We start from the raw sequence: 26,599 nt of genomic DNA on the forward strand, positions 1-26,599 counted from the left end.
GCCATGGATCTCTCGCTCACCGACGAACAGCTGATGATCCGCGACGCGGCAGCGGACGTGCTCGCCGAGCGCAGCGCGTCCGCGGACGTGCGCCGTGCGCTCGATCAGGCGGCCGGCCGCGACGACGCGCTGTGGGCGACGCTGGCTGGCGAGCTCGGCTGGAACGCGCTCGCGCTGCCGGAGGCGGCGGGCGGCATGGGGCTCGGCGCGGTCGAGCAGACACTTCTGATGGAGCAGCTCGGCCGCCGCGTCGCGTGCGTGCCGTATTTCCCGACCGCGTGCGTGGCCGCGACCGCGCTCGCGCACTGCGGAACGCCGGCTTCGGCCGCGTGGCTCGCAAGGATCGCGGAAGGCACATGCAGCGCGACGCTCGCGTTGCCGCTCGATTGGCCGTTTGGCGAGCTGGCGGGGATGCCAGCCGGCGAGCCGTTCGGCAATCGGCCCGGCACGCACGCGTGCGGTGCTTTCGGCGAATCGGCCGAGGCGCCCGCGCTCCCGTTCATCGCTGAAGAAACCGCGGGTGGCTTTGCGCTGTCCGGCAACTGCGCGCAGGTGCTCGACGGCGCGCGTGCGGATCTGCTGCTGATACCGGCGCGAATCGCGAACGAGGGGCGGTCGGTCGGGCTGTTTGCCGTCGACGTGCCGGCCGCTCGGTCCGGCCTGTCCGGTCTTGCCGTGACGCCGCTCGATACGCTCGACGCGACGCGGCCGCTCGCGCGGGTCGCGCTCGACGACCTGCGCGTGAGCCGCGATGCATTGCTCGCGGGCCGCGACGTCGCGCATGTGCTCGAACGCGCCGCGTGGTTCGCCGCGCTCGCGCTGGCCGCCGAACAGCTCGGCGGCGCGCAGCAGTGCCTCGACCTGACGCTCGACTACACGGGCCAGCGCGTGCAGTTCGGCCGCGCGATCGCGTCGTTCCAGGCGGTCAAGCATCGTTGCGCGCAGATGATGGTGCTGATCGAATCGGCGCGTTCGGCCGTGCTCGGCGCCGCGCACGCGTGGGATGCGGAGCAGGGCGCGACGAAGCCCGGCGCCGCGCTTTGCGCGGACATTGCCGCAGCAAAGGCCGCCGCGAACGACGCGTATGCGTTCTGCGCGCAGGAAGCGATCCAGCTGCACGGTGGGGTCGGCTTCACGTGGGAATACGACCCGCATCTTTACTTCAAGCGCGCGCAAGCGTCGGGCGCGCAGTTCGGCACGACACCGCAACTGCTCGAATGGATTGCGCGCCATGCGATCGACGGCGCGCGGGCGGACAGCGCCGCACATGTGGTCGCCGCACATGTGGTCGCCGCGCCCGTGGCGCACGCGGCGCGTCCGTCCGCCGCCCGCGCAGGAGCATTCCAATGAACAGCGAAACCCGCGAACAGCAATTGCGGCACGAAGTGGCCGACTGGGTGCAGTCGCACCTGACCGGCGAATTCGCCTGCCTGAAATACCGCGGCGGCCCTGGCGACGAGGAGGCGTGGCCCGCGCTGCGCAAGGCGTGGGAACAGGAACTCGCGAAGGGCGGCTGGACGGGGCTCGGCTGGCCGACGGAAGCGGGCGGCCGCGGCTTCACGGTCGCCGAGCAGGTGATTTTCCACGAGGAATACGCGCGCGCCGGCGGGCCGGGGCGGATGGGTCACATCGGCGAAGGGCTGCTCGGGCCGACGCTCTTCGCATGCGGCACCGACGACCAGCGCGCGCGCTTCCTGCCCGGCATCCTCGCCGGCACGCAGTTCTGGTGCCAGGGCTATTCCGAGCCGGGCGCGGGCTCCGATCTCGCGAACGTGCGCACGCGCGCCGAGCAGGATGCTGACGGCGCATGGCGCGTGCACGGCCAGAAGGTCTGGACCTCGCTCGCGCACGATTCCGACTGGATCTTCGTGCTCGCGCGTACCGATCCCGCGTCGAAGGGCAACAAGGGGCTGTCGTTCCTGCTGATGCCGCTCGACCAGCCGGGCATCGAGATCCGGCCGATCAGGCAGCTGAACGGCGGCGCGGAATTCAACGAAGTGTTTTTCGACGGCGCGCGCGCGGAAGGCCGCGACCTCGTCGGCGCGCCGGGCGACGGCTGGCGGATCGCGATGACGCTGCTCGGCTTCGAACGCGGGATGTCGACGCTCGGCCAGCAGATGCAGTTCGTGCGCGAGCTCGAATGGGTGATCGACGCCGCGCGCCAATCGGGCGCGGACCGTGACCCGGTGGTGCGGCAGCGGATCGGCCGCGCGTGGGCCGGCCTGCGCGTGATGCGCTACAACGCGCTGCGGATGCTGTCCGGCGCGGATGATGCCGCCGGCGCGCCGCTGCGGCGCGACGCGCTGATCTACAAGTACTACTGGTCGAACTGGCACCGCGACCTCGGCCAGCTCGCGATGGACGTGCTCGGCACGCGCGCGAACGTCGTCGATCCGTCCGACGACAAGCTCGCCCACCTGCAGCGCGTGTTCCTGTTTTCCCGTGCGGACACGATCTACGCGGGCACCAACGAAATCCAGCTCAACATCATGGCCGAGCGCGGGCTCGGCATGCCCAAGGAACCCCGAGGAAACTGATGACCGAACCCCAGATCCGTCCAGCCCCCGCCTATGTGCCGGGCCACCGGCTGCTCGCCGGCAAATCGGTGCTGATCACGGCCGCCGCCGGCGCCGGCATCGGCTTCGCGGCCGCACGCCGCTGCGCGGAGGAAGGCTGCCGTGCGCTGTTCATCTCCGACATCCACGAAAAGCGTCTCGAACAGGCGGTCGACACACTGCGCGCCGAAACTGGGCTCCAGCAGATCTACGGACGGCTCTGCAACGTTGCTTCCGAGGACGACGTGCAGGCGCTCGTCGCCGACGCGCAAGCGCGGCTCGACGGCGTCGACGTGCTGATCAACAACGCGGGGCTCGGCGGCGCGCGCCGCATCATCGATATGGACGATGCCGAATGGTCGCGGGTGATCGACATTAGCCTCACCGGGACGTTCCGGATGACGCGCGCGATGCTGCCGCACATGCAGGCCCGCGGCCGCGGCGCGATCGTCAACAACGCATCGGTGCTCGGCTGGCGCGCGCAGGCGGAACAGGCGCACTACGCGGCCGCGAAGGCGGGCGTGATGGCGCTCACGCGCTGCGCGGCGCTCGAAGCCGCGCCGTACGGCGTGCGCATCAACGCGGTCGCGCCGAGCATCGCGATGCACGATTTCCTGAAGAAGTCGGCCCCGGCCGACCTGCTGAATCAACTGGCGTCGCGCGAAGCGTTCGGGCGCGCCGCCGAAGTCTGGGAGGTTGCCAACGTGATGGTGTTTCTCGCAAGCGATTACGCGTCGTACATGACGGGCGAAGTCCTGTCGGTCAGCAGCCAGCACGCATGATGGACGCGACCCTCGACCCCGTGCGCACGATGCCCCCGGCGGCCCCGATACCCCGCGTGTTCGCGCATCCCGGCGAACTGGCCGCCGCCGTCGGCGACACGCTCGGCGCAAGCGCGTGGCTCGCGATCGACCAGCGCCGCATCGACGGCTTCGCGGACGCGACAGGCGACCACCAATGGGTGCACGTCGATCCCGTGCGCGCGAAGGACGGCCCGTTCGGCGCATGCATCGCGCACGGCTACCTGACGCTGTCGCTCGTGAATCATTTCCTGCCGCAGATCGTGCGCATCGACGGCGCGCGACTCGGCGTCAACTACGGCTGCGACCGGATCCGTTTCCCGGCGCCGGTGAAGGTCGGCGCGCGTGTGCGCGGCATCGGCGAACTGCTGCGTGTCGAGCCGCTCGACGGCGGCGTGCAGGCGTGGATCCGCGTGACCGTCGAGATCGAAGGCGAAGCCAAGCCCGGTTGTGTGGCCGACACGATCAGCCGTTACTACTTCTAGATTCAGAGAGCCAGACACATGGAAGACGCAGTCATCGTTTCCGTCGCACGCACGCCGATCGGAAAGGCGTTTCGCGGCCTGTTCAACGACACCGAGGCGCCCGCGCTCGGCGGCCACGTGGTGCGCGCGGCGCTCGAGCGCGCGGGCGTCGCGCCGGCCGACGTCGACGACGTGGTGATCGGCTGCGCCGCGCAGCAGGGCACGCAGGGCTACAACATCGGCCGCCTGTCGGCCGCTGCCGCCGGGCTGCCGGCGTCGGTGCCCGGCATGGCAATCGATCGCATGTGCTCGTCGGGCCTGATGTCGATCGCGAGCGCCGCGCGCAGCATCGGCGCGGGCGACGCGCGGATCGTCGTCGCGGGCGGCGTCGAGTCGATCTCGCTCACGCAGAACAAGCACAAGAACGCGTATCGCGCGCGTTCGCAGGCGGTGCTCGCACATCAGCCGGCCGCCTATATCGCGATGATGGAAACGGCCGAGATCGTGTCGCGCCGCTACGGAATCTCGCGCGCGGCGCAGGACGCCTTCGCGTTGCAGAGCCACCAGCGCACGGCCGACGCGCAGGCGGCCGGCCGCTTCGACGCGGAAATCGCGCCGCTCGACGTGCGGCGCGCGCTGTTCGACAAGGAGGGCAACCCGGCCGGTCACGAGGACGTGCAGGCCGCGCGCGACGAAGGCGTGCGCGCCGACACGACGGCAGAGCGGCTCGCGGGGCTGAAGCCGTCGTGGAGCGGCGGCAAGGTGGTCGGACAGGGCGAATTCGTGACGGCCGGCAACGCGTCGCAGCTGTCGGACGGCGCGGCGGCCGTGGTCGTGATGTCGCGCAGCGAGGCGCAGCGCCGCGGCCTGACGCCGCTCGGCGCGTTCCGCGGGCTCGCGGTGGCCGGCTGCGAGCCGGACGAGATGGGCATCGGCCCCGTGTTCGCGATCCCGAAGCTGCTGGCGCGCTTCGGGATGACCGTGGCCGACGTCGGGCTGTGGGAGCTGAACGAGGCGTTCGCGTGCCAGGCGCTGTACTGCCGCGACACGCTCGGCATTCCGGACGAACGGCTGAACGTCGACGGTGGCGCGATCGCGCTTGGCCATCCGTTCGGCATGTCCGGCACGCGGATGACGATGCATGCACTGCTCGAAGGCGCGCGCCGCGGCGTGCGGCATGCGGTCGTGACGATGTGCATCGGCGGCGGGATGGGCGCGGCTGCGTTGTTCGAGGTCGGCGCGTAGCGGCCGGCCGGCTCGGCGGCGTGGCTGCGCCGTCGGGCGAGGGTGCGATTCAGGACCCTTCGAGGCCGCGGCACTGACCGCATGGGACCCGAGTAAGCGCTAAAGCACCAACTCGGGTCGACAAAAATGATGGAGACAAGCGATGAAACGAACCCTGCCCGGACTCGCGATGTCGGCACTCGTGCTCGGCGCCGCGCTGTTCGCGTTTTCGCCGCGCCCGCTGCCGGCGTTCCCGGTCACCGCGATCCATGCGGATCGCCTGCAGATCAACGGGCTGGCGCGGGCCGGCGCGCGCATCGTCGCGGTCGGCGAGCGCGGCGTGATCCTGCTGAGCGACGACTCCGGCGCGCACTGGCGGCCGGCGTCGGTCACGCCCGACCCGGGCTCGACGCTCACGCAGGTGCACTTCGTCACGCCGACGCTCGGGATCGCGGTCGGCCACGACGGCCGCATCGTCCGTAGCGACGACGCCGGTGCGCACTGGCGCGACGTGCATGCGGCGCCCGCGCATTCCGATCCGCTGCTGTCGGTGTGGGGCACCGCGAACGGGCCGCTGTTCGCGGCCGGCAGTTTCGGCCAGCTGCTGCAGTCGAACGACGCCGGCGCGACCTGGCAGACGGTGAAGACGCCCGCCGGCGACCGGCATCTCAACGCGATCGTCGGCGATGGCCACGGCAACCTGCTGATTGCGGGCGAGAGCGGCACGCTGCTGCGCTCGACCGACAACGGCGCGAGCTGGGACAAGCGGCCGTCGCCGTACGCGGGCTCGCTGTTCGGCGCGCTAATGCTCGCGAACGGCGACTGGGTCGCGTACGGGATGCGCGGCAACGTGCTGCGCAGCACCGATCGCGGCGACACCTGGACCCATGTCGACTGCCACGTGCCCGTGTCGTACTTCGGCGCGACCCAGCTTCCCGACGGTGAACTGGTGCTGGTCGGCCAGGGCGGGGCGATCGTCGCGTCGCACGACGGCGGGTTGACCTTTGACGTGCGCAAGCTCGGCGGCGTGCAGAGCCTCGCGGCGGTGCTCGACATGGGGCACGGCGCGCTGCTGCTCGGCGGCGAGGCGGGCGTCGCGCCACTCGCCGGATCAGGCGCGACGCGTCTGCCGCTCGCAGGATCAAGCGCGACGCACTCGACACTCGCCGGATCAAGCGCGACGCATCCGTCGCTGCCGTCCTGACACGCGGCGGCCGGTTCCGCCAGCCGTCGTCCGTTTCCGCGAGTTTCCGCTCCGCCAGCCGTTCCGATACGAGGAAAGTTCCATGAACGACCTGTCACGCCCCACCGATGCCGTTCCCGCGTCGCGCCTCGCCGCCTTCGTCGAGCGCTGCGCCGACACGATCATCCGCCGGCGCCGGCTGCTGCTGTTCCTGTGCGTCGCGGTGACGCTCGCGCTCGGGCTCTCCGCGACCCGCCTGAAGCTCGACCCGGGCTTCAACAAGATGATTCCGATGCAGCACCCGTACATGCAGGTGTTCAACCGCTACGCGGGCGCGTTCCCCGGCGCGAACACGATCCTCGTGAGCCTGCGCTGGAAGGGCGACGGCGACATCTACACGCAGCCGTTCATGGACGCGCTGCGCCATGCGACCGACGACGTGTTCTTCATCCCCGGCGTGAACCGCTCGCGCGTGTTCTCGCTGTTCACGCCGAACGTCCACTACACCGAGGTCACCGAAGCGGGTTTTCGCGGCGATGTGGTCGTGCCTGGCCAGTTCTCGAGCGCGAACCCGGATGATCTCGCGAAGGTGCGCCGCAACGTCGCGCGCTCCGGGCAGATCGGCCGGCTCGTCGGCAACGACCTGAAATCCGCGCTGATCCGCGCGGAGCTGCGCGAGACCGATCCGGCGACCGGCAAGCGGCTCGACTACAGCGCGGTCGCGCGCCAGCTCGAGGAGATCCGCGCGCGCTACGCGAAACAGAACGTCGACGTGAACATCATCGGCTTCGCGAAGCTCGTCGGCGACGTCGAAGCGGGCATCGCCGGCGTGATGGCGTTCTTCGCGCTCGCGTTCCTCGTGACGGCCGCGCTGCTGTTCGCGTATACGCGCTCGCTGAAGACCACCGCGCTCGCGCTGCTGGTCGCGCTGCTGCCGGTCGTCTGGCTGCTCGGCGCGCTGCCGCTGCTCGGGCTCGGCATCGACCCGATGTCGATCCTCGTGCCGTTCCTGATCTTCTCGATCGGCGTGTCGCACGCGGTGCAGATGACCAATGCGTGGAAGCAGGCGCTCGTGCGCGGCGCGACGTCGGTCGACGCGGCGCGCGACGCGTTCCGCAAGCTGTTCGTGCCGGGCACCGTCGCGCTGCTGACCAACGCGCTCGGCTTCATGGTGATCATGCGGATCCAGATCGACATCGTGCGCGAGCTCGGCATCACCGCGTGCGTCGGCGTGCTGCTGATGATCGTCACCAACAAGGTGTTCCTGCCGATCCTGCTGTCATACACGCGCCTCGAACGCGGCACGCTCGTGCGCGCGCAGCGTACGGCGGCCGCGGGCGGCAGCCGGATGTGGTCGGGCTTCGCAACGTTCGCGCGGCCGCTGCCGGCGCTCGGCGTATTCGCGGTCGCGCTCGCGCTGCTTGCGTACGGCATGCTCGAATCGCGCAACCTGCAGATCGGCGATATCGGCACCGGCGCGCCCGAACTGCGCACCAACTCGCGCTACAACGTCGACAACGCGGCAATCACGCATCAGTACAACATCGGCGTCGACGTGCTGTCGGTGATCGTCGAGACGACCGGTTTCGACGACGCGTGCCTCCATTACCCGGTGATGAGCGCGATCGAGAAGTTCGAGATGCGGATGCGCGGCGTCGCGGGCGTGCAGTCGGTCACGAGCGTCGCGTCGCAGGGCAAGGTGTTCATCGCCGCGTTCAACGAGGGCAACCCGCGCTGGGCGGCGCTGCCGCGTTCGAGCGACGGGCTCACGCAGGGCGCGAATGCGTTCGACCCCGACAACGGGATGAACACCGCGAACTGCAAGGCGATCCAGGTGCTGATCTACACGACCGACCACGAGGGCAAGACCATTGCGCACATCGTCGACGAGATCAAGCGCTTCGCGGCCGGGAACCCGACGCCGAACGTCGCGTTCCGGCTCGCGGGCGGCAACGTCGGCGTGATGGCGGCCACCAACGAGGCGGTCGGCGACGCCGAGGTCGCGATGCTGCTGTCGATCTTCGGCGCGATCGCGCTGTTGTGCGCGGTGACGTTCCGCTCGTGGCGTGCGGTGCTGTGCATCATCGTGCCGCTCACGCTCGTGTCGATCCTCTGCAACGCGGTGATGGCGCGGCTCGGCATCGGCCTGAAGGTCGCGACGCTGCCGGTGATCACGCTCGGCGTCGGCGTCGGCGTCGACTACGGCATCTACCTGTACGAGCGCCTGCAGCACGACATCCGGCACGGCGCGACGCTGCCCGATGCGTTCGCCGACGCGATGCGCCAGCGCGGCACCGCGGCGCTGTTCACCGCCGTCACGATGTTCATCGGCGTCGGCACCTGGGCGTTTTCCGCGCTGAAGTTCCAGGTCGACATGGGCGTGCTGCTCGCGTTCATGTTCCTCGTGAACCTGTTCGGCGCGGTGTTCCTGCTGCCGGCGCTCGCCGCGTGGCTCGGCGTCGAACGCGCGGAACGCCGCGCGCCGCATCCGGCGCCGGCCGCCGCGCCAACGCTCAAGCCCGCGCGTGCGCTCGAGCCCGGCAACACGATGCACTGAGTCACTGAGCGACGCGGCCCCGACTCACCGCGATTCACCCCGAGCGCGCGGCCGGCACGGCCGGCCGCCGCGCGCCACCGAACCACAAGGAGACGACCCACATGTCCGCACGCCCTTACAAGATCGAAGCCCAGCCGCTCGCCGAGCGTTATGCGCGCGGCTGGCACTGCGTCGGGCTCGCCCGCGACTACCAGGACGGCAAGCCGCACACGCTGAACATCTTCGGCCGCAAGCTCGCCGCGTTCGCCGACTCGACCGGCAAGGTCAACATCGTCGACGCGTACTGCCCGCACATGGGCGCCGACCTGAGCCTCGGCACGGTCGAAGGCGACACGCTCGTGTGTCCGTTCCACGGCTGGGCCTGGAGTGGGGAGGGGCAGTGCGCGTCGATCCCGTACTGCAAACGCATTCCGCCGAAGGCGCGCATCGGCGCGTGGCCGACCAGCGAGGAAAACCATCTGCTGTTCGTCTGGAACGACCCGGAAGGCAACCCGCCGCCGGACGAAGTCGCGATCCCGCGCTTCGACGTGTGCTTCTCGGACGAATGGTCGGGCTGGGTCGTCGACAAGATGCTGATCCACGCGAACTGCCGCGAACTCGTCGACAACATCTCCGACGTCGCGCACTTCGCGACGGTGCATCGCGCGCCGATCGACTACTTCGCAAACCTGTTCGAGGACCACAAGGCGACGCAGCTGATGGTCGGCCGCAGCGAAAAGCTCGGCGGCGACAGCCTGACCGCGCTGTCGACGTATTTCGGGCCGGCCGTGCACATCACGCAGATGACGGGCCAGAGCAACGGCCAGCCGATCCATTCGGTGCTGCTCAACTGCCACGTGCCGATCGACATGAACAGTTTCGAGCTGCGCTACGGCGTGATCGTGAAGAAGCTGCCGGGCTTGAGCGACGCGCAGAACATGGAAATTGCGAATGCGTATGTGAAGGAAGCGCAGCGCGCGTTCTACGAGGACGTCGACATCTGGCACAGCAAGACGCGGATCGACAACCCGCTGCTGTGCGAAGGCGACGGACCCCTTTACCAGATGCGCGACTGGTATTCGCAGTTCTATCTCGATGCGGCCGACGTGCGGCCGTCGAGCGTCACGCGCAAGGTGTTCGAGATGCGGATCCGCGACGGGGAAACGCCGCCCGCGCTGCATCACGTGTTCGAGCGGTAAGCGGGCAGGCAGCGGGGCGCGCGGGCGCGCCGCGCCGGCCATCGACCGCGCGATGCGCGGCTGTGCCGCATCGTAAAACTTGACACAACGGCCCGTACCGCGTAGTGTGCGTCACCGAAGTCTTCAAGATGCTCGATTGCTCACCCTTTGCCGCTGCGTGCGGCAGTCGTTGGTCTCTCCCTCTTTGAATCTTTTTCGTGCCCGTCGCGGGCGCGTGTCAATTTATTTGTATTAAGGAAGTATTTATGGATACCGGTACCGTCAAGTGGTTCAACGAAACCAAGGGCTTTGGTTTCATCACCCCGGACAAGGGCGGCGACGACCTGTTTGCGCACTTCTCCGAAATTCGCGGCACGGGCTTCAAGACCCTGGCCGAGAACCAGAAGGTCAGCTTCGAAGTGAAGCGCGGCCCCAAGGGTCTGCAAGCATCGAACATCACGCCGCTGTAAGCCGCGTTGGCGCCGGTCGCCCAGCCGGGACCGGTGCCGCAGAACCTGCGCGCGGCATCTGCCGCCATGGCGGGCGCCGTCGGTTGACGGCGTCCGCCGTCGCCTTTTCAGCGCGAAGCAACCCGCGCAGATCGCCACCGTGCCGAAGCCGGTACGGTTCCGACCAGCGCGGCGCCCATCGCGCCGCCACCCCTGACCGCCCACGTGGCGACCCGCCTGGCCTCGATCGCGAGCCGGGACCGTGGCTCGTCTGCACGAACATCCGCGCCCGGCATCCTGCCGTGCCGCCGGCCGTTGCCGGAAGCGACTGCGGTCAATCACCTAGTCTGGAGGAATTGGTTTGGCAAAAGAAGAACTGCTGGAACTGGACGGAATCGTCGACGAAGTGCTGCCGGACAGCAAGTATCGCGTCACGCTGGAAAATGGCGCAGTGGTCGGCGCGTACGCATCGGGCCGCATGCGCAAGAACCATATCCGCATTCTCGCGGGCGACCGTGTGACGCTGGAGCTGTCGGTCTATGACCTGACCAAGGGTCGCATCAATTTCCGGCACAAGGACGATCGCGCGCCCGCGCGAGCGCCTCGCAGCGGGCCGCCGCGCCGCTGAACGACGGGTGCGGGCGCACGCGCCGCAGCCCGCGCGGTTTCCTGGCTGCGGCGCCGTTCACGCGGTTCCGTTGCGCAGGAATTCCTCGATGATCGTCGCAAAATACGGCGGTTGCTCCTGCATCGGGTAGTGCCCGCAGTTCGGAATCGCGCGCAATCGCGCGTTCGGGTGCCACGCGAGGAAGGTGTCCTTCATCGCGTCCTCGCCGAGCCCCGGATCCTTGTCCCCGACGACTACCAGAAAGCGCGTGTCGAGCCGGCGGAACGCGTCGTCGTTCCCGATCGTGCTGGCAAAGAACGCCCTCGCTTCGTCGCCCAGCCGATTGCCTGCGGCGGAGACCGGACACACGGCGATCGCACTCTTGATCCGTGACGGCGCATCGGCAGCGACGCGCTGCGTGACCATGCCCGTCATCGAATGCCCGATCAGACGGAAGCGTTGCCAGCCGAGTCGATCGGCGAGCGCGACGCAATCGGCGGCGATCTCGTCGACGGTGCAGGCGCCCGTCAGGTGGCGGGATTTCCCATAGCCGCGCAGATCGGCAAACACATAGGTGAACGCGGCGGTGTCGAGATAGGGCAGCAGCGGATCGTAGTTCGTATGATCGCCGAGCCAGTCGTGCAGGACCATCACGCCATCGGGGCCGGTGCCGTGCTGCACGTAGCCGAGGACGCCGGCCGGATGCTGGAGAGGGGAGTCGGGACGGTTCATTTCAAGACGCTTCCTTTTGGTGGGAGAACCAAAACGAAACGCCCTCCCGGCGAACCGGGAGGGCGTCTTGAAAGTGGCTCGATCGTATCGGACCGGCAAGCGGAAGTCAACGGGACAATCGGCGCACCCCGCCCGCATCAACGCCCGATCTGCACCGCCTGCACGTCGTCGAACGCCGTTGCTTCGCCTTGCTCCCGCCAAGCGTCGATATCGTCGATGCGCTCCGCGATGGTCTTGTCCCACAGCGCATACGCATCCGCGCCGAGCATCAGCCGCAGCGGCGGCGAGTCGCTGTCGATCGCGTCGAGCATCACCGAGACGCCCTTGACCGGATCGCCCATCTGCTTGCCTGCGTTACTGATGAGGTAATCCTCGAACGGCCCGACGACGGTGCGATAGACGTCGAGCCGATGCGCGGCGCGCTGCAGCACGTCGCCTGCGAACTCGGTGCGGAACGCACCGGGCTCGACGAGCGTCACGCGAATGCCGAGCGGCGCCACTTCCTTCGCGAGCGTCTCGGTCCAGCATTCGAGCGCGAACTTCGCCGCGCAGTACGCGCCGGCGCCGGCCACCGTCACGAGGCCGCCGACGCTCGTCAGCGTCAGCACGCGGCCCGCTCGCTGCGCGCGCATCTGCGGCAGGATCGCGCGCGTCATCTCGACCGCCGAGAAGAAGTTGATCTCGAACTGGTCGCGCAACTCGGCGGGCGAGAATTCCTCCACCGCGCCGATCGAGCCGCGCCCCGCAATGTTCGCGAGCACGTCGATCCGGCCGAACCGCGCGATTGCCTGCTCGACCGCACGCTCGCGCGCGGCCGCATCGGTGACGTCCATCTGTACCGCCAGCGCGCGGTCTTCATGCCCCTGGACGACGGCCTGCAGCCGCTCCAGCCGCCGCGCGGTGACCACCGCATGATCGCCGCGTGCGAGCACGGCCTGCGCAAGCGCGAGGCCAAAGCCGGACGACGCGCCGGTAATGAACCAGACTTTCTTCTCGTGTGACATCGATCTTTCTCCCGGAACAAGATGCGCGCATCGACAGACCGCGAACATTCAGGCGTGAGCCATGCGCATTGTTCGATCGGCCCACGCCAATCGAACGAAGTTGATTGTGGGGACAGCGGTGATGCCGGGTGAGGCTGTGAGACTGCTCCGGCGACGCGAGCAGGTGGGGCGAGCGGCTCATCGTCTGCCACGCAGCGCGTTTCGTCAAGGCTCAGGCGGCAGCGCGCATGCCGGAAGCGTTTTGCGGCAGCGCGCCCCGAGCCCGGGTGCCTCAGACGTCATGCCCGAACAGTTCGGGCACCTGGCATGTCGCCCGGGACATCCCGGATCCCACTTGACTGGTTAAACAAATTTTTTTAGGTTTGCGTTAATCAATTTTGTACTGGATATGTGTATGTCGATTCGCGCCAAGGATGTGCTGTACGCGCACTCGGATTCGCGTGTCCTGGTGTTGTCGGTGCGCCACCAGCGAGAGCTGGGCTATGCACCGGATACCGAGTAAGGCTCACGGGATCAGCATCACCCAAGCAAACGCGGAGCCGAGGCTCCGCGTTTCTTTCATCCGGCGGCAGGAAGCAGCAGGGCGATCATCACGCCGCGACACCCCGCGCCCGCGCCATCGTCAGCGCGGCATCCTCGATCATGTCTTCCTGTCCGCCGACGAGCCGCTGCCGGCCCAGCTCGACGAGGATGTCGCGCGCGGGCACCTTGTACTTCGCTTCCGCGCGCTTCGCGAACAGCAGGAACGACGAATACACGCCCGCATAGCCGAGCGTCAGTGCGTCGCGGTCGATGCGGATCGGTGCGTCCATGATCGGCACGACGAGATCCTCGGCGACGTCGGAGATCCTGAACACGTCGACGCCGGTTTCGATGCCCATCCGGTCGCAGACGGCGACGAGCACCTCCATCGGCGTGTTGCCCGCGCCCGCGCCGAGGCCGGCCGCCGCCGCGTCGATCCGGTTCGCGCCGGCCGCGATTGCCGCGATCGAGTTCGCGACACCCATCGCGAGATTGTGGTGGCCGTGGAACCCGAGTTCCGTCTCCGGCTGCAGCGCGTCGCGCACCTGGCCGATCCGCGCGGTCACGTCGTCGGGCAGCATGTGGCCGGCCGAGTCGGTGATGTAGATGCAGTTCGCGCCATACGACTCCATCAGCTGCGCCTGCGTGACGAGCTGCTCGGGCGCCGACATGTGCGCCATCATCAGGAATCCGACCGTATCGAGCCCGAGCGTGCGGGCGAGGCCGATGTGCTGTTCCGACACGTCGGCCTCGGTGCAGTGCGTCGCGACGCGGATCGTGCTCACGCCGAGTTCGTGCGCCATCCGCAGATGCTCGACGGTGCCGATGCCGGGCAGCAGCAGCGCGGATACCTTCGCGTGCTTCAGCTCGGGAATCACCGCGCTCAGGTACGCCTCGTCGGTGTGCGCGGGAAAGCCGTAGTTGACGGACGCGCCGCCGAGGCCGTCGCCGTGCGTGACCTCGATCAGCGGCACGCCGGCCGCGTCGAGCCCGCGCGCAATGCCGCGCATCTGGTCGAGCGAGATCTGGTGGCGCTTCGGGTGCATCCCGTCGCGCAGCGACATGTCGTGGACGGTGATGGTCTTGCCTGCAAGTGACATCGCGTGACTCCTCATGCGGTGGCGGCCGTGTCGGCCAGCATCTGTTCGGCGAAGCGCTCGGCGGTTGCGGCCGCGGCCGCGGTCATGATGTCGAGGTTACCCGCGTATTTCGGCAGGTAGTCGCCGAGCCCCTCGACTTCCATGAACACCGACACGCGATTGCCGTCGAACACCGGGCCGTTCTTCAGCGTGTAGCCGGGCACATAGCGCTGCACTTCCTTCACCATCGCGTGCACGGACGCGGTGATCGCGTCGACGTCGGGCGGGCCGTCGGTCAGGCAGTGGATCGTGTCCCGCATGATCAGCGGCGGCTCGGCCGGGTTGATCACGATGATCGCCTTGCCCTTGCGCGCGCCGCCAACCTGTTCGATCGCGCCGGCCGTCGTGCGCGTGAACTCGTCGATGTTGCGGCGCGTGCCGGGGCCGACCGAGCGCGACGACACGGTCGCGACGATTTCGCCGTACGCGACCGGCTGCATGCGCGACACCGCGTAGACCATCGGAATCGTCGCCTGGCCGCCGCAGGTCACCATGTTGACGTTCGTCTGCGCGGTGCCGAGATGCGTTGCGAGGTTCACGGGCGGCACGCAGTACGGGCCGATCGCGGCGGGCGTCAGGTCGATCATCCGCACGCCGAGCGCGGTGAGCTTGTCCGAGTTGTCGCGGTGCACGTAAGCCGACGTCGCGTCGAACGCGATCCGGATGTCGTCGGCGGCGACGTGCGGCAACAACCCGTCGACACCCTGGTCGGTGGTCTTCAGGCCGAATTCGCGCGCGCGCGCGAGGCCGTCCGATGCCGGATCGACGCCGACCATCCACACGGGTTCGAGCACCGGCGAGCGGCGCAGCTTGTACAGCAGGTCGGTGCCGATGTTGCCGGGCCCGATCAATGCGCATTTGATCTTCTTCATGCGGGTTTCCTCTGGAAAACGCAGGTCCTTCAGGTTCAGGTTCAGGTTCGGATTCAGATGAAGCGGACGTCGCAGCCGCCGATGCCTTCGATATGCATCGACAGCGCGTCGCCGGCCGCGACGGGAATCAGCTTTGCGAGCGAGCCCGACAGCACGATCTCGCCGGCGAGCAGCGGCACGTCGAACTCGGCGAGCGTGTTCGCGAGCCACGCAACCGCATCGGCCGGGTGGCCGAGCGCCGCGTCGCCGCGGCCGTGCGCGACCGGCTCGCCGTTCTTCTCGATCGTCATCTCGCATGCGGCGAGGTCGAGCGTGCGCGGATCGACGCGCGCATCGCCGAGCACGTAGACGCCGCACGATGCGTTGTCGGCGACGGTGTCCTCGATCCGGATCGCCCAGTCGCGGATCCGCGAATCGACGATCTCGAAGCACGGCGCGACGGCCGCGGTCGCGGCGATCACGTCGGTGCGGTCGATGCCGGGGCCGCGCAGGTCGCGCGCGAGCAGGAACGCGATCTCGCCTTCGGCGCGCGGCGCGATCAGCGTGTCGGCCGGAATCGCTTCGCCCGCCGCGTAATGCATGCCGGACAGCAGGATCCCGAAGTCGGGCTGACGCACGTTCAGCATGTCCTGCACGGCCTGGCTCGTCACGCCGATCTTCTTGCCGACGACCGATTCGCCTTGCGTGACGCGCCGTTCGATGAAGCGTTGCTGGATCCGGTACGCGTCGTCGAGCGACAGCCGGCGCGGCCGGCCCGACAGCGGCGTGACGGGCGCGCAGGTGCGCCACGCGGCGTACAGCTCGTCGCCGAGCGCCGTATGCAAGCGGGAAGACATGAAAGGGCCCTCGAAATGGATAAGGCGGCCGTCGCAGGCGGCGAAATGGAACAGGACGCCGCCTCGGGCGGCGTCGTGCGCCGGAGCAGGGCCCCGGCGCGTGCGTGAAGGTCGCGGGTCAGTTGCCCGAGCTGCGAATCCCGTCCGGCGAGAAATACGCTTCGGTGAACTGCGGGCTGTTGTCGAGCTTCGGCATCGGCCCTTCGTTGGTCAGGCGGTCGGCCATGTACGCGCCCGAGACGAGGTCGTGGTAGAACACGACACCCGGATAGAACGTCTTCGCATCGAACGCGTAGAGCGTCGTGGCAACGTTGGTGCGCCAGAGCTGGCCGCGCGCGTCATAGTTGTCGGCGAGCAGCGTGATCCACGAATCCTCGTCGAGATACAGCACGCGCTTCGCGTACTGGTGGCGATAGCCGTTCTTCAGCGTCGCCTGCAGCACCCACACGCGATGCAGCTCGTAGCGGATCAGCGACGGGTTTTCGTGGCCCTTGCCCAGCAGGTCGCCGTACTTGACCGAGCTGTCCATCGCCTTGTAGTTGTCGTACGGCACGTAGATCTCGCGCTTGCCGAGAATCTTCCAGTCGTAGCGGTCGCCCGAGCCGTTGAACAGACGATCGTCGTCGACGGTGCGGAAGCCGCCCGGGCCCATCGGCTGGTCGTAGCCGTATTCGGGCGCCTGCCGCACGCGCCGCGTGCCGGGGTTGTACATCCAGGTGCGCGACGCGTTGTCCGCGCCGGCCTTGTCCCAGTTCGTGAACGACAGGATCAGCGAGCCACGGTCGGCCAGCGGCAGGTCGGTGGCGACGCGCGCAAAAGTGCGATTGTTCTGGTCGCTCTTCACGTCATACTTGCCGACGTTGCGCGGCGAGTAGATGTCGTAGCGCACCTTGCCCCACGCGATGTTGCCGTCGGAATAGACGACCGCCTGGTCGTAGGTCGCCTGTTCGGTGCCGATCGCCGACGACATGCGCTGGTTCCACAGCAGTTCGGCGGCGGTCTTCGGGATCGGATACGGCACCTGCGGCGGCGCGTTGGTGAGCCCGTTCGCGTCGGACGTCATCGTCGAATCGGGCGCGTACGTGCGGATGTCCTTGTAGACGGCATCCGTGTAGCGGAAGTCGCGATGGCTCGGATAGACGACGAGCTTGAAGGTCGCCGGATAGCGCTTGAACATCGCCTTCTGTCCGTCGGTCAGGTGCTCCGCGTACTGCGCCATGTTCTCGGCGGTGATCGTGGCGACCGGCTTCTCGCTCGCGAACGGATCGGGATAGCGGCCGCCGCGCTTGTACTGGACGTCCGGTGGCGTGCCGAGCCATTTGCCCGACCACTCGGGCACGCCGCTGTCCTTGCTCGCGGCGCGCATCGCGCCCATCGGCGTCAGCGGGCCGTCGAGCGCCTTCAGGTCGTCCGGCGTGACCTTCGGGAACGATGCCGTCGCGACGACCGCGCACGCGGCCATCACCGACGCGCGCAGGAGGGGGAGATGAATTCGTTTCATGGCAGTCCTCATCTTGCTGGGTGACGAGCGGCCGGGCCGCTCAGAAGTGGTAGGTCGCGGTCGCCAGCACGTAGTCGCGATCGGCGAGCGGACGCGTGACGGGGTTCGGCGAGCCGAGGAACTTCGCGTAGACGAGCGACAGCGACAGGTTGCTCAGGCGCGTGAAGGTGACGCCCGCGGTCACGCGGTGGTCGCCCTGGCCCGTCAGCGAGCCGAGCGCGCCGGCGAGCGGCGACGTGCCCGTCAGGTCGTGCGTGTAGGTGAGCGGCACGTCGAGATCCCAGCCGTTGAACACGTTCTTGTAGCTGAGCGTCCACGCGACCTCGAGCGCGAGCGCATTGCGCGAATTCGCGAGCGTGGTCGAGCCGTCGACGGCCGAGATGCCACCCGCATGCACGTACGTGATTTCGCCGATCAGCGATTGCGAATTCGCGAGGAAGCTCGGTCCGATCGAGTAGATGCCGGACAGGTTGACCTGCGTGACGTTCGCGCGCGTTGCCTGCGCGCCGGTCGGCGTGTTGACAAGCACGGCCGCGCCCTGGCGGTACGACGCTTCGCCCGCGACGTTGACGGAGCCGACCTGCGTCGAAAAACTCACGCCGGTCAGCTTGATGTTGCTGAAATAGGTCTGCTGGTACTGGAGCGTCGGGTAGAACGACGTGACGACGCTCGGGTTCATGTCGTTGTAGTGCAGGTGATACACGCCCAACTCGGTATCGCCGAACACGCGGACGCGCGCGCCGATGCCCCACTGGTTGCGTGCGCTCGGCTTCTCGTCGGCGCCACGCGGGATCAGCATCCCGCCCGGGCCGATGATGAACTGCGCGCCGGGGCCCACGACGTCCGAATAGCTCCAGTAGGTGCCCGGCGCGGTCAGGCGGTTCTCCTTGAACGCGAACTGGTAGTACGCGAGCAGGCTGAAGTTCGGCGTGATCTGCCACTGCGTCGAGATCTGCGGCACCGGCAGCAGGATGTCCTTCACCTCCGCGCCCGCGACATACGACTTGGTCGCGTCCGCAGGGCCCTGAGCGCCCGCGATGTTCGGGAAGAACAGGCTTTCGCCCCACGCGACGACCTGGTCGCCGACCTTCACGTTCAGGCGCGTCGCGCCGATCTTGAACGTGTTGTACGCATACGCGGCGAGCAGCGTCGTATGGCCGCCCGACCAGTAGCGCGCGTCGCTCGTGAAGTTGTTGTAAGGGCCCGTGTGGTTCACCGTGCCGGGCGCATCGTTGTAGTTCGGGTGGTGGTATGCCTGGTCGTAGAACGTATCCGCACGCACGAACACGCCCCAGTCGTCGTGCTTCAGGTTCACTTCGCCGAGCAGGCTGACCTGGTTCTCGATCAGCTTGTTCTTCGCGAAATTGCGGTCGCCGTCGTCGCCGTTGATGTTCGCGGGCGTCAGCAGATTGCCGCTCGGCGCACGCGTGCGCATCCCGAGCCCGTAGCTGAGCTGGAACATGTAGTCGAGCGTCGTGTCGGCGCCAAGCTCGATCGTGGTGCCTGCATGCGCAGTGGGCGCGCATGCGAGCAGCGCGGCGGCGAGCGTCGACAGCGTGGCGGTGGCCCGCTTGTCGGTACGGCGCGAAATCCGTTGATGCATGGTGTCTCCTCTGGGGGTATCGACGACGGTCGACCGTGTGTGTTGTCGTGAGTGGCAGAGTAGGGAGATCGCGGTAGCAGGGAATCGTCAAAATGAACTAGATGACTTCCCTAAGGGCTGCTGACGGTGGCCAGCGGGCGCACGCGCGCGCGGCAAGCCATGCACCGGACGGTCGTTCACCGCGCTGCGGCCTGTGCAGCGGCCAGGAACGCGGGCCGTTCGCCGCCGCCGTCGAGCCGCAGGTTCGCGCCGGACGCATACGCGGCGTCGGGCGACGCGAGGAACAGGCATGCGGACGCGACGTCGTCGGGCGTCGCGAGGCGGCCGGCCGGAATCGTCGCGCAGATCGACGCGAGCGCCTCGGCGTCGCCGTAGTGGCCGTCGGCAGCCGCGTCGGTGTGCACGAGGCTCGGGCTGATCGCGCACACGCGCACGCGCGGCGCCCATTCGACCGCGAGCGAGCTCACCGCGTTGACGAGGCCCGCTTTCGCGGCGCCATACGCGGCCGTGCCCGGCGACGGCCGCGACGCGCTGACGCTCGCGATGAACAGCATCACGCCGCCGCCCGGCTGCGGCTGCATGATCGCGTTCACGCGCTGCGCGAGCTGCAACGGCGCGATCAGGTTCAGGCGCACGATCGACTCGGTGAAGCGCGGCGACGCGTCGGCCGCGAGCGCGAACGGCGAGCCGCCCGCATTGTTGACGAGCACGTCGAGGCCGCCGGCCGTCCGGCGGATCGTGTCGAGCATCGCGTCGACCTGCTCGATGTCGCGCAGGTCGGCCGCAATGCACGCGGCTTCGCGGCCGCCGGCCGCGGGCGGCGTATCCGGGGCGCTGCGTGAGCAGACGAATACCCGCGCGCCCGCCGCGACGAAACGTTCGGCAATGCGCCGCCCGATGCCCTTGGTGCCGCCCGTCACGAGCACCGTCTTGCCGCTGTAGTCGAATCCGTTCATCGGTCTGTCTCCATCTCAGGTGGAGCCGATGATAGGAAGATCCGCGCGCGGCTTCGTAGTCTGAAAGGATGATGCCGGCCGCCGCGGGGGGCGCAATCATCCGGATACGCATCCCGCGACCGACGAAGGAGACAACCAGCCATGACCACCCCAACGACCGTGCCGGGCGGCACCTTCACCGACGTGCCCGGCAGTTTGCGGCTCCACCATTTCGAGGCGGGCGCGGGCCGGCCCGTGGTGTTCATCCACGGCAGCGGCCCCGGCGCGAGCGGCTTCAGCAACTTCAAGCACAACTACCCGGCGTTCGCGGCGGCCGGCCATCGCGCGATCGTCGTCGACCTGCCGGGCTACGGCCAGTCGTCGAAGCCGTCCGACGTCGCCTATACGCTCGACTTCTTCGTCGGCGCGCTGCGCGCGCAGCTCGACGCGCTCGACATCGGCCCGGCCGTGCTGCTCGGCAATTCGCTCGGGGGTGCGATCGCGCTGAAATACGCGCTCGACTACCCGGACAGCGTCGCGGGGCTGATCATGATGGCGCCCGGCGGCGTCGAGGATCGCGACACCTATTTCCGGATGGAAGGGATCCAGCGGATGGTGCAGCTGTTCACCAATCGGCAGATGAATCGCGACACGATGCGCGAGCTGCTGACGCTGCTCGTGCACGATCCGGCGATCGTCACCGACGCGCTCGTGGACGAGCGGATGAAGGTGTGCGTCGAGCAACCGACCGAGGTGCTGTCGACGATGAGCGTGCCGAACCTGACCGGTGCGCTCGCCGACGTGCGCTGCCCGGTGCTCGGTTTCTGGGGCACGGACGACCGCTTCAACCCCGTCGGCGGCGCGCTGACGTTCGTCGAGCGCTGCCGCGACGCGCGCTTCGTGCTGATGAACCGCTGCGGCCACTGGGTGATGGTGGAACACGCCGAGTATTTCAATCGGGAATGCGTCGATTTTCTCGCGACGCTGGATGCGCGATAACACGGGTTGCCCAACCGATACCAACGGAGACGTGATGAAACTCATCGAAGAATTGTTCGACCTGCGCGGCAAGGTTGCCGCGATCACCGGCGCGGCACGCGGGATCGGCGCCGAAACGGCGCGCACGCTGGCCGCCGCGGGCGCGACGGTCGCGATCCTCGACGTGCTGTCGCAGGAAGCCGAGGCACTCGTCGAGGAAATCCGCGCGCAGGGCGGCCAGGCCGTGTACTGGTGGCTCGACGTGACGCGCGAGGCCGATGTCACGCGCGTGTTCGGCGAGATCGCCGCGCGCTTCGGCCGGCTCGACGTGCTCGTCAACAACGCCGGCATCGACGGCCCGAACCGGCCGACGCACGAGCTGACGCTCGAGCAATGGCAGCGCGTGCAGGACGTGAACGTGAACGGCGTGTTCCTGTGCACGCGCGCCGCGATTCCGCACCTCGAGGCGGCCGGCGGCGGCTCGGTGGTGAACCTGTCGTCGATGTACGGCATCGTCGGCGGACCGGACGTGCCCGCATACCACGCGTCGAAGGCCGCGGTGCGGATGATGGCGAAGGTCGACGCGATGCTGTACGCGGCGAAGAACATCCGCGCGAACTCGGTGCACCCCGGCTACATCCGCACGCCGATGCTCGAGGAAGCGTTCCGGCAGATGGGACAGGACCCGGACGCCGCGTTCGGGTACATGCAGACGCACGTGCCGCTCGGCAAGATCGGCAGCCCGCGCGATATCGCTGCCGGCATCCTGTATCTCGTGTCGCCGGCCGGCCGCTACGTGACGGGCGCGGAACTCGTGATCGACGGCGGATACACGGCGCGCTGATGCGGCGCGGCCACGCAACGGAACAGGAGACACGCAGTTGAAAGTGCTGGTGGCGGTGAAACGGGTCGTCGACGCGAACGTGAAGGTCGGCGTGAAGAGCGATCAGTCGGGTGTCGACATCGCGAACGTGAAGATGTCGATGAACCCGTTCGATGAGATCGCGGTGGAAGAGGCGGTGCGGTTGAAAGAGGCGGGCGTCGCAACCGAAGTGGTTGTGGTGTCGGTCGGTGTCGCGCAGGCTCAGGAGACGCTGCGCACCGCGCTCGCGATCGGTGCGGATCGCGCGATTCTGGTCGAATCGGCTGCGGGCGTCGAACCGTTGGGGGTCGCGAAGGTGCTGAAGGCACTGGTCGACAACGAGCAGCCTTCGCTGGTGATCCTCGGCAAGCAGGCGATCGACGACGATTCGCACATCCTCGCCCCGGCGACCGCCTACGACAAGAACATCGCACCGCGCATTGCCGCAAAGCTCGATGTCGCACAGATCTCGGACATCACGGCGGTCGTCAGCGACGACACGTTCGAGCGCCCGATCTACGCGGGCAACGCAATCGCCACGGTGCAGTCTGCCGATCCGGTCAAGGTGATCACCGTGCGCGCGACGGGCTTCGATCCGGTGGCGGCTGAAGGCGGCAGTGCATCGGTCGAGAAGTTCGAAGCAGCAACCGATGCAGGCATGTCGCAATTCGTGAGCCAGCGGCCCTCGGCGCATCGCGCGCGGCAGTCGACGCCGGCTACGTGCCGAACGACTACCAGGTGGGCCAGACCGGCAAGATCGTCGCGCCGCAGCTGTACATCGCGGTCGGCATCTCCGGCGCAATTCAGCACCTCGCCGGGATGAAGGATTCGAAGGTGATCGTCGCGATCAACAAGGATCCCGAAGCACCGATCTTCAGCGTCGCCGACTACGGCGTCGTTGGCGATTTGTTCACGCTCGTGCCCGAAGCCGCGGCCGTGCTCTGATCCGCGTCGCACAGACGGCTCCACCAACCCCAAACGGCGAACCGGCCAATGGCGCTTTTCGAATTCAACGGGATCACGCCGCGCGTGCACGCGTCCGCCTACGTGCATCCGAGCGCGGTCGTGATCGGCGACGTGACGATTGGCGCGCGCTGCTACATCGGTCCGCATGCGAGCCTGCGCGGCGATTTCGGCGCGATCGTCATCGAGGACGGCAGCAACGTGCAGGACGGCTGCACGCTGCACGTCGGCATCCGCGAGACCTGCCGACTCGGCGTGAACAGCCACGTCGGCCATGGCGCGATCGTCCACGGTGCGATGCTGCTGCCCGACACGATGATCGGGATGAACGCCGTCGTGATGGACGGCGCGACGATCGGCGCAAAGACCATCGTCGCCGCGTGCGCGTTCGTGAAGGCCGGGTTCGACGTGCCGCCCGGCGTGCTGCTCGCCGGCGTGCCGGGGCGGGTGGTACGCCGCCTGAGCGATGCCGAGATCGACGCGAAGGCGCACGGCACGCGGCTCTATCAGCAGCTGGCGGAGGATTGTCTGCGCACGCTCAAACGCATCGACGGATGACCGCGCCGCCGGTGAACGGCAGACGAGTCAACCGCAACGCAACGAACGACCACGGAAAACACGCGAATGATCCAGATCCTCGACGAAATCACGCTTGCGCCCGAGCGCATACCGGACGTGCTCGCGCTGCTGCGCGAGCGCTACCTGCCGAGCCATGCCGCGCGCGGCCTCACGTCGCACCGCCGCTGGGTGTCGCCACCGGTGGCGATAGCCGGGCAGGCCAGCACGCTGTGGCTGTCGTGGCAGGTCGCGGACGCGCCAGCCTACTACCGGCTGCGCGCACTGACGAATGCGGACGTGATCGCGTTCTGGTCCGGCGTCGACGCGCTTTGCGACACGCGGCGCCGCCACGTGATGACCGACGCCGACGCGCCGCTGCCGTTCGTGCCGGAGGCCGGCCATGCGGCATGACACGGCCCAGGTATTCGTCGCCGATAACAGCGACGTCCGCGCACTCGAACGCGTGCTGCACGATCGCGCGAGCGCGCTGCCCGGCGTGGGTCGCGTGCATCTGTCCCGCAACCTCGAAGGGAGCTGGGGCGCGGGCGGCCTCACGCTCGACCTGATCCGCGACGACGACGCGCCAGATATCGAATCCGCGTCCGCCGCGCTGGCGGCGCTGCCGGGCGTCGCGCGCATCGACGCGGCCACGTGCCGCCCGGTGGTCGGCGGCGGCGCACGCGAACCGGGGCTGCGCAACGGCATCTGGCGCACGCTGATGCTGCACACCCGCGCACAGGCCACCGGCGCACAGATTGCGGCGCTCGAACAAGACCTGCTGCGGATGCCGGCCTGCATGCCGGGCATCCGCAACTGGCGCCTGAGCCGGGTCGCCGCGCCCGGCAGATGGACGCACGTCTGGCAACAGGAGTTCGCGCGGGTCGACGACCTGCTTGGCGAATACCTGCTGCATCCGTTTCACTGGGGCTGGGCTGACCGCTGGTTCGACACCGAGCATCCCGACTGGACGGTCGACGCGATCTCGCATGCGTTTTGCCCGCTCGCGTCGAGCTTGCTGGCGCCAGACGATCCGGACGCGTAGCGCGCTTGGCCAGACGAATCGTCGGACGATTCATCAGGCCATTCGTCAAACCACGAAACCCACAACCGATGACAAAAGGAGACACCACGATGCGAGCCATGCTGATCGACCGCGTCGGCCACTCGGATGCGCTGCGGCTGGCCGACGTGCCGAAACCGGAACCGGGCCCCGGCGACGTGCTGATCCGCGTAGCGTGCGCGGGCGTCAACCCGGCCGACTGGAAATGCCGGGAAGGCTACCTCGGCGCGTTCATGCAGTACACGTTTCCGTTCGTGATCGGCTTCGACGTCGCGGGCGTCGTCGAAGCGGTCGGCGCGGGCGTCGAGGGCTTCGCGCCCGGCATGCGCGTGTTCGCGCAGACCGACGTCGGCGCCGGCAAGTGGGGCGCCTATGCGGAATACACGGCCGTGCGCCACGACTCGGTCGTGCGGCTGCCCGACACGCTCGGCTTCGCGGAAGCGGCGACGGTGCCGACTCCGGCACTCGCCGCGTGGACAGGACTGTTCGACGACGGCGGCCTGCAGCCCGGCCAGAAGGTGCTGGTCCACGGCGGCGCCGGCGCGGTGGGGACGTTCGCGATCCAGCTCGCGACGCGTGCGGGCGCCGAGGTTGCCGCAACCTGCAGCGCGGCCAACCGTCCGTTCGTCGAATCGCTCGGCTGCGCGCACAGCATCGACTACCGCGCGCAGGACGTGCACGACGCCGTCCGTGCATGGGCGCCCGGCGGCGTCGATCTCGTGCTCGACGCGGTCGGCGGCGGCACGCTGCCCCGCGCGCTCGACCTGCTGGCGCCGGGCGGAACGCTCGCGAACATCATGACGCTCGTTGCCGAAGACGCGGAGCGGCTGGCCACGATTGCATCGGAAGCGGCCCGGCGCGGGCTGCGCACCGCGATGACCTTCAGCCGCATGCCGAGCGGCGAGCGGCTCGGACGGATCGCCGCGCAGCTCGCGGACGGACGCGTGCGCGTGCCGCGCTTCGAACGCCTGCCGCTCGAACAGGCTGCGCGGGCGCTGGACCTCGTTCAATCGGGCGACGCGAAAACCAAGCTGGTGCTGCAAGTTGCGGATATCACCGGATGAGCACATCGCTCCGGATCAATCGACCGACAAGATGCCGACACGAGACTGACAAGCTACCGACAAAACAGCGACAAGACACCGACAAAAAGGACACACAATGACGGACACCCGAACCCGAACCCTCGCGGGCAAAGTCGCGCTCGTCACCGGCGCGAGCCGCGGCATCGGCCGCGCGATCGCGCAGCGCCTCGCGTCCGAAGGCGCGACCGTGGTGGTGACCGCGCGCAGCCTCACGCAATCGGCGAGCATCGCCGGCACGCTCGCCGAAACGGTCGCGCTGGTCGAGCAGGCGGGCGGCCGCGCGATTCCGCTCGCGGCCGACCTGTCGAACGCGGCCGAGCGCGACACGCTCGTCGCGCGCGCGGCCGACGCGGCCGGCGGACTCGACATCCTCGTCAACAACGCGGGCGTGGCCGACTACGAACGCGTCGAGACGATGCCAATGGCGATGTTCGACACGACGATCGAACACTATCTGCGGATCCCGTTCGCGCTCGCGCAGGCGGCGATCCCGCTGATGCGCGCGCGTGGCGCGGGCTGGATCGTCAACGTCGGCTCGGTCACCGCGCTGTCGCCGCCGCGGCCGTTCGACGCATTCGCGCGCGCGGGCGGCGCGACCGTGTATGCGGCTGCCAAGGCCGCGCTGTCGCGCTTCACGCAGGGCCTCGCGGCCGAACTCGAACCGGACGGAATCGCGGTGAACCTCGTCGCGCCGAGCACCGCGATCCGCACGCCGGGCGCGGCCCGCTACATCCCGGAAGGCTATCCGACCGAAGACGTCGCGTATCTGGCCGAGACGGCGCTCGCGCTGTGCCGGCTGCCGGCGCGCGAGCGCACCGGCGTGATCGCGCACAGCCTGCACTTTCCGCTCGCGCACGGGCTCGCGGTGCGTTCGCTCGACGGCCGCACGCCGCTGCCGCCGCCGGCGATCCCCGCGTATGCGCATCCGCTCATCAACCCTGAAGGACTCTGAC

General features: G+C 68.5%; 25 protein-coding genes and 1 pseudogene. 18 read left to right on the plus strand and 8 right to left on the minus strand.

What is annotated here, in order from left to right:
- The first annotated feature begins 3 nt into the window (after positions 1-3).
- The 10 genes from DID96_RS01060 to infA all read left to right on the plus strand — a co-directional run bounded on the left by DID96_RS01060 (position 4) and on the right by infA (position 11,017).
- Positions 4-1,350, plus strand: a complete 1,347-nt coding sequence (locus tag DID96_RS01060) for an acyl-CoA dehydrogenase family protein (protein ID WP_124597420.1) — start codon at positions 4-6, stop codon at positions 1,348-1,350.
- Complete coding sequence (locus DID96_RS01065; RefSeq protein ID WP_124597421.1) at positions 1,347-2,537, plus strand: acyl-CoA dehydrogenase family protein; 1,191 nt, start codon at positions 1,347-1,349, stop codon at positions 2,535-2,537. Before DID96_RS01060 ends, DID96_RS01065 begins: the two co-directional genes overlap by 4 nt.
- A complete protein-coding gene (locus DID96_RS01070) occupies positions 2,537-3,337 on the plus strand; it encodes an SDR family oxidoreductase (RefSeq protein ID WP_124597422.1) in 801 nt (266 codons plus the stop codon). The genes DID96_RS01065 and DID96_RS01070 overlap by 1 nt, the downstream gene beginning before the upstream one ends.
- Entirely contained in the window at positions 3,337-3,840 is a 504-nt protein-coding gene (locus tag DID96_RS01075; protein WP_124597570.1) for a MaoC family dehydratase, read from the plus strand. The genes DID96_RS01070 and DID96_RS01075 overlap by 1 nt, the downstream gene beginning before the upstream one ends.
- 18 nt (positions 3,841-3,858) lie before the next feature.
- The gene (locus DID96_RS01080; RefSeq protein WP_124597423.1) at positions 3,859-5,064 is read left to right on the plus strand and encodes an acetyl-CoA C-acyltransferase; all 1,206 of its coding nucleotides are present in this window, start codon (positions 3,859-3,861) and stop codon (positions 5,062-5,064) included.
- Positions 5,065-5,206: 142 nt separating this feature from the next.
- Positions 5,207-6,247: a sialidase gene (locus tag DID96_RS01085; protein WP_260463764.1), complete on the plus strand. Its 1,041-nt coding sequence runs from the start codon at positions 5,207-5,209 to the stop codon at positions 6,245-6,247.
- A gap of 82 nt (positions 6,248-6,329) precedes the next feature.
- The gene (locus tag DID96_RS01090) at positions 6,330-8,783 is read left to right on the plus strand and encodes an RND family transporter (protein WP_124597424.1); all 2,454 of its coding nucleotides are present in this window, start codon (positions 6,330-6,332) and stop codon (positions 8,781-8,783) included.
- 101 nt (positions 8,784-8,884) lie between these two features.
- Positions 8,885-9,961, plus strand: a complete 1,077-nt coding sequence (locus DID96_RS01095; RefSeq protein WP_124597425.1) for a Rieske 2Fe-2S domain-containing protein — start codon at positions 8,885-8,887, stop codon at positions 9,959-9,961.
- Positions 9,962-10,206: 245 nt separating this feature from the next.
- Positions 10,207-10,410 (plus strand): cold-shock protein, encoded by a 204-nt coding sequence (locus tag DID96_RS01100; protein ID WP_124597426.1) that lies wholly within the window; start codon positions 10,207-10,209, stop codon positions 10,408-10,410.
- 340 nt (positions 10,411-10,750) lie between these two features.
- Positions 10,751-11,017, plus strand: a complete 267-nt coding sequence (gene infA, locus DID96_RS01105) for a translation initiation factor IF-1 (RefSeq protein WP_124597427.1) — start codon at positions 10,751-10,753, stop codon at positions 11,015-11,017.
- Positions 11,018-11,074: 57 nt separating this feature from the next.
- Here the strand turns inward: infA and DID96_RS01110 are convergent, their stop codons facing one another.
- The 8 genes from DID96_RS01110 to DID96_RS01145 all read right to left on the minus strand — a co-directional run bounded on the left by DID96_RS01110 (position 11,075) and on the right by DID96_RS01145 (position 20,161).
- Positions 11,075-11,728 carry an alpha/beta fold hydrolase gene (locus DID96_RS01110; protein ID WP_124597428.1) on the minus strand — a complete coding sequence of 218 codons (654 nt, stop codon included), beginning with the start codon at positions 11,726-11,728 and terminating at the stop codon, positions 11,075-11,077.
- Between the two features lie 137 nt (positions 11,729-11,865).
- The gene (locus DID96_RS01115; protein WP_124597429.1) at positions 11,866-12,732 is read right to left on the minus strand and encodes an oxidoreductase; all 867 of its coding nucleotides are present in this window, start codon (positions 12,730-12,732) and stop codon (positions 11,866-11,868) included.
- Positions 12,733-13,322: 590 nt separating this feature from the next.
- Positions 13,323-14,354, minus strand: a complete 1,032-nt coding sequence (gene dmpG / locus DID96_RS01120) for a 4-hydroxy-2-oxovalerate aldolase (protein WP_124597430.1) — start codon at positions 14,352-14,354, stop codon at positions 13,323-13,325.
- Positions 14,355-14,365: 11 nt separating this feature from the next.
- Entirely contained in the window at positions 14,366-15,265 is a 900-nt protein-coding gene (locus DID96_RS01125; protein WP_124597431.1) for an acetaldehyde dehydrogenase (acetylating), read from the minus strand.
- 53 nt (positions 15,266-15,318) lie between these two features.
- The gene (dmpE, locus tag DID96_RS01130) at positions 15,319-16,101 is read right to left on the minus strand and encodes a 2-oxopent-4-enoate hydratase (protein WP_124597432.1); all 783 of its coding nucleotides are present in this window, start codon (positions 16,099-16,101) and stop codon (positions 15,319-15,321) included.
- Between the two features lie 118 nt (positions 16,102-16,219).
- Positions 16,220-17,602: a DUF1329 domain-containing protein gene (locus tag DID96_RS01135; RefSeq protein WP_124597433.1), complete on the minus strand. Its 1,383-nt coding sequence runs from the start codon at positions 17,600-17,602 to the stop codon at positions 16,220-16,222.
- A 40-nt stretch (positions 17,603-17,642) separates the two neighbouring features.
- A complete protein-coding gene (locus DID96_RS01140) occupies positions 17,643-19,205 on the minus strand; it encodes a DUF1302 domain-containing protein (protein WP_124597434.1) in 1,563 nt (520 codons plus the stop codon).
- 176 nt (positions 19,206-19,381) lie between these two features.
- Positions 19,382-20,161, minus strand: a complete 780-nt coding sequence (locus tag DID96_RS01145) for an SDR family oxidoreductase (RefSeq protein ID WP_124597435.1) — start codon at positions 20,159-20,161, stop codon at positions 19,382-19,384.
- A gap of 141 nt (positions 20,162-20,302) precedes the next feature.
- On the opposite strand from DID96_RS01145, the gene DID96_RS01150 reads away from it, so the two are divergent.
- The 8 genes and pseudogenes from DID96_RS01150 to DID96_RS01185 all read left to right on the plus strand — a co-directional run bounded on the left by DID96_RS01150 (position 20,303) and on the right by DID96_RS01185 (position 26,598).
- Complete coding sequence (locus tag DID96_RS01150; RefSeq protein WP_124597436.1) at positions 20,303-21,139, plus strand: alpha/beta fold hydrolase; 837 nt, start codon at positions 20,303-20,305, stop codon at positions 21,137-21,139.
- A gap of 34 nt (positions 21,140-21,173) precedes the next feature.
- The gene (locus tag DID96_RS01155; RefSeq protein WP_124597437.1) at positions 21,174-21,962 is read left to right on the plus strand and encodes an SDR family NAD(P)-dependent oxidoreductase; all 789 of its coding nucleotides are present in this window, start codon (positions 21,174-21,176) and stop codon (positions 21,960-21,962) included.
- A gap of 37 nt (positions 21,963-21,999) precedes the next feature.
- A pseudogene (locus tag DID96_RS38750) lies at positions 22,000-22,925 on the plus strand (electron transfer flavoprotein subunit alpha/FixB family protein).
- A 48-nt stretch (positions 22,926-22,973) separates the two neighbouring features.
- Positions 22,974-23,501, plus strand: a complete 528-nt coding sequence (locus DID96_RS01165) for a transferase hexapeptide repeat family protein (protein WP_124597438.1) — start codon at positions 22,974-22,976, stop codon at positions 23,499-23,501.
- 66 nt (positions 23,502-23,567) lie between these two features.
- Entirely contained in the window at positions 23,568-23,912 is a 345-nt protein-coding gene (locus DID96_RS01170) for a hypothetical protein (RefSeq protein ID WP_124597439.1), read from the plus strand.
- The gene (locus DID96_RS01175; protein ID WP_124597440.1) at positions 23,902-24,543 is read left to right on the plus strand and encodes a Dabb family protein; all 642 of its coding nucleotides are present in this window, start codon (positions 23,902-23,904) and stop codon (positions 24,541-24,543) included. Before DID96_RS01170 ends, DID96_RS01175 begins: the two co-directional genes overlap by 11 nt.
- An 89-nt stretch (positions 24,544-24,632) precedes the next feature.
- The gene (locus DID96_RS01180; RefSeq protein ID WP_124597441.1) at positions 24,633-25,625 is read left to right on the plus strand and encodes an NADP-dependent oxidoreductase; all 993 of its coding nucleotides are present in this window, start codon (positions 24,633-24,635) and stop codon (positions 25,623-25,625) included.
- Between the two features lie 97 nt (positions 25,626-25,722).
- Positions 25,723-26,598, plus strand: a complete 876-nt coding sequence (locus DID96_RS01185; RefSeq protein ID WP_124597442.1) for an SDR family NAD(P)-dependent oxidoreductase — start codon at positions 25,723-25,725, stop codon at positions 26,596-26,598.
- Position 26,599: the final 1 nt, after the last annotated feature.

This window comes from Burkholderia sp. Bp8963 (genome assembly GCF_003854275.1).
Lineage (GTDB): Bacteria > Pseudomonadota > Gammaproteobacteria > Burkholderiales > Burkholderiaceae > Burkholderia.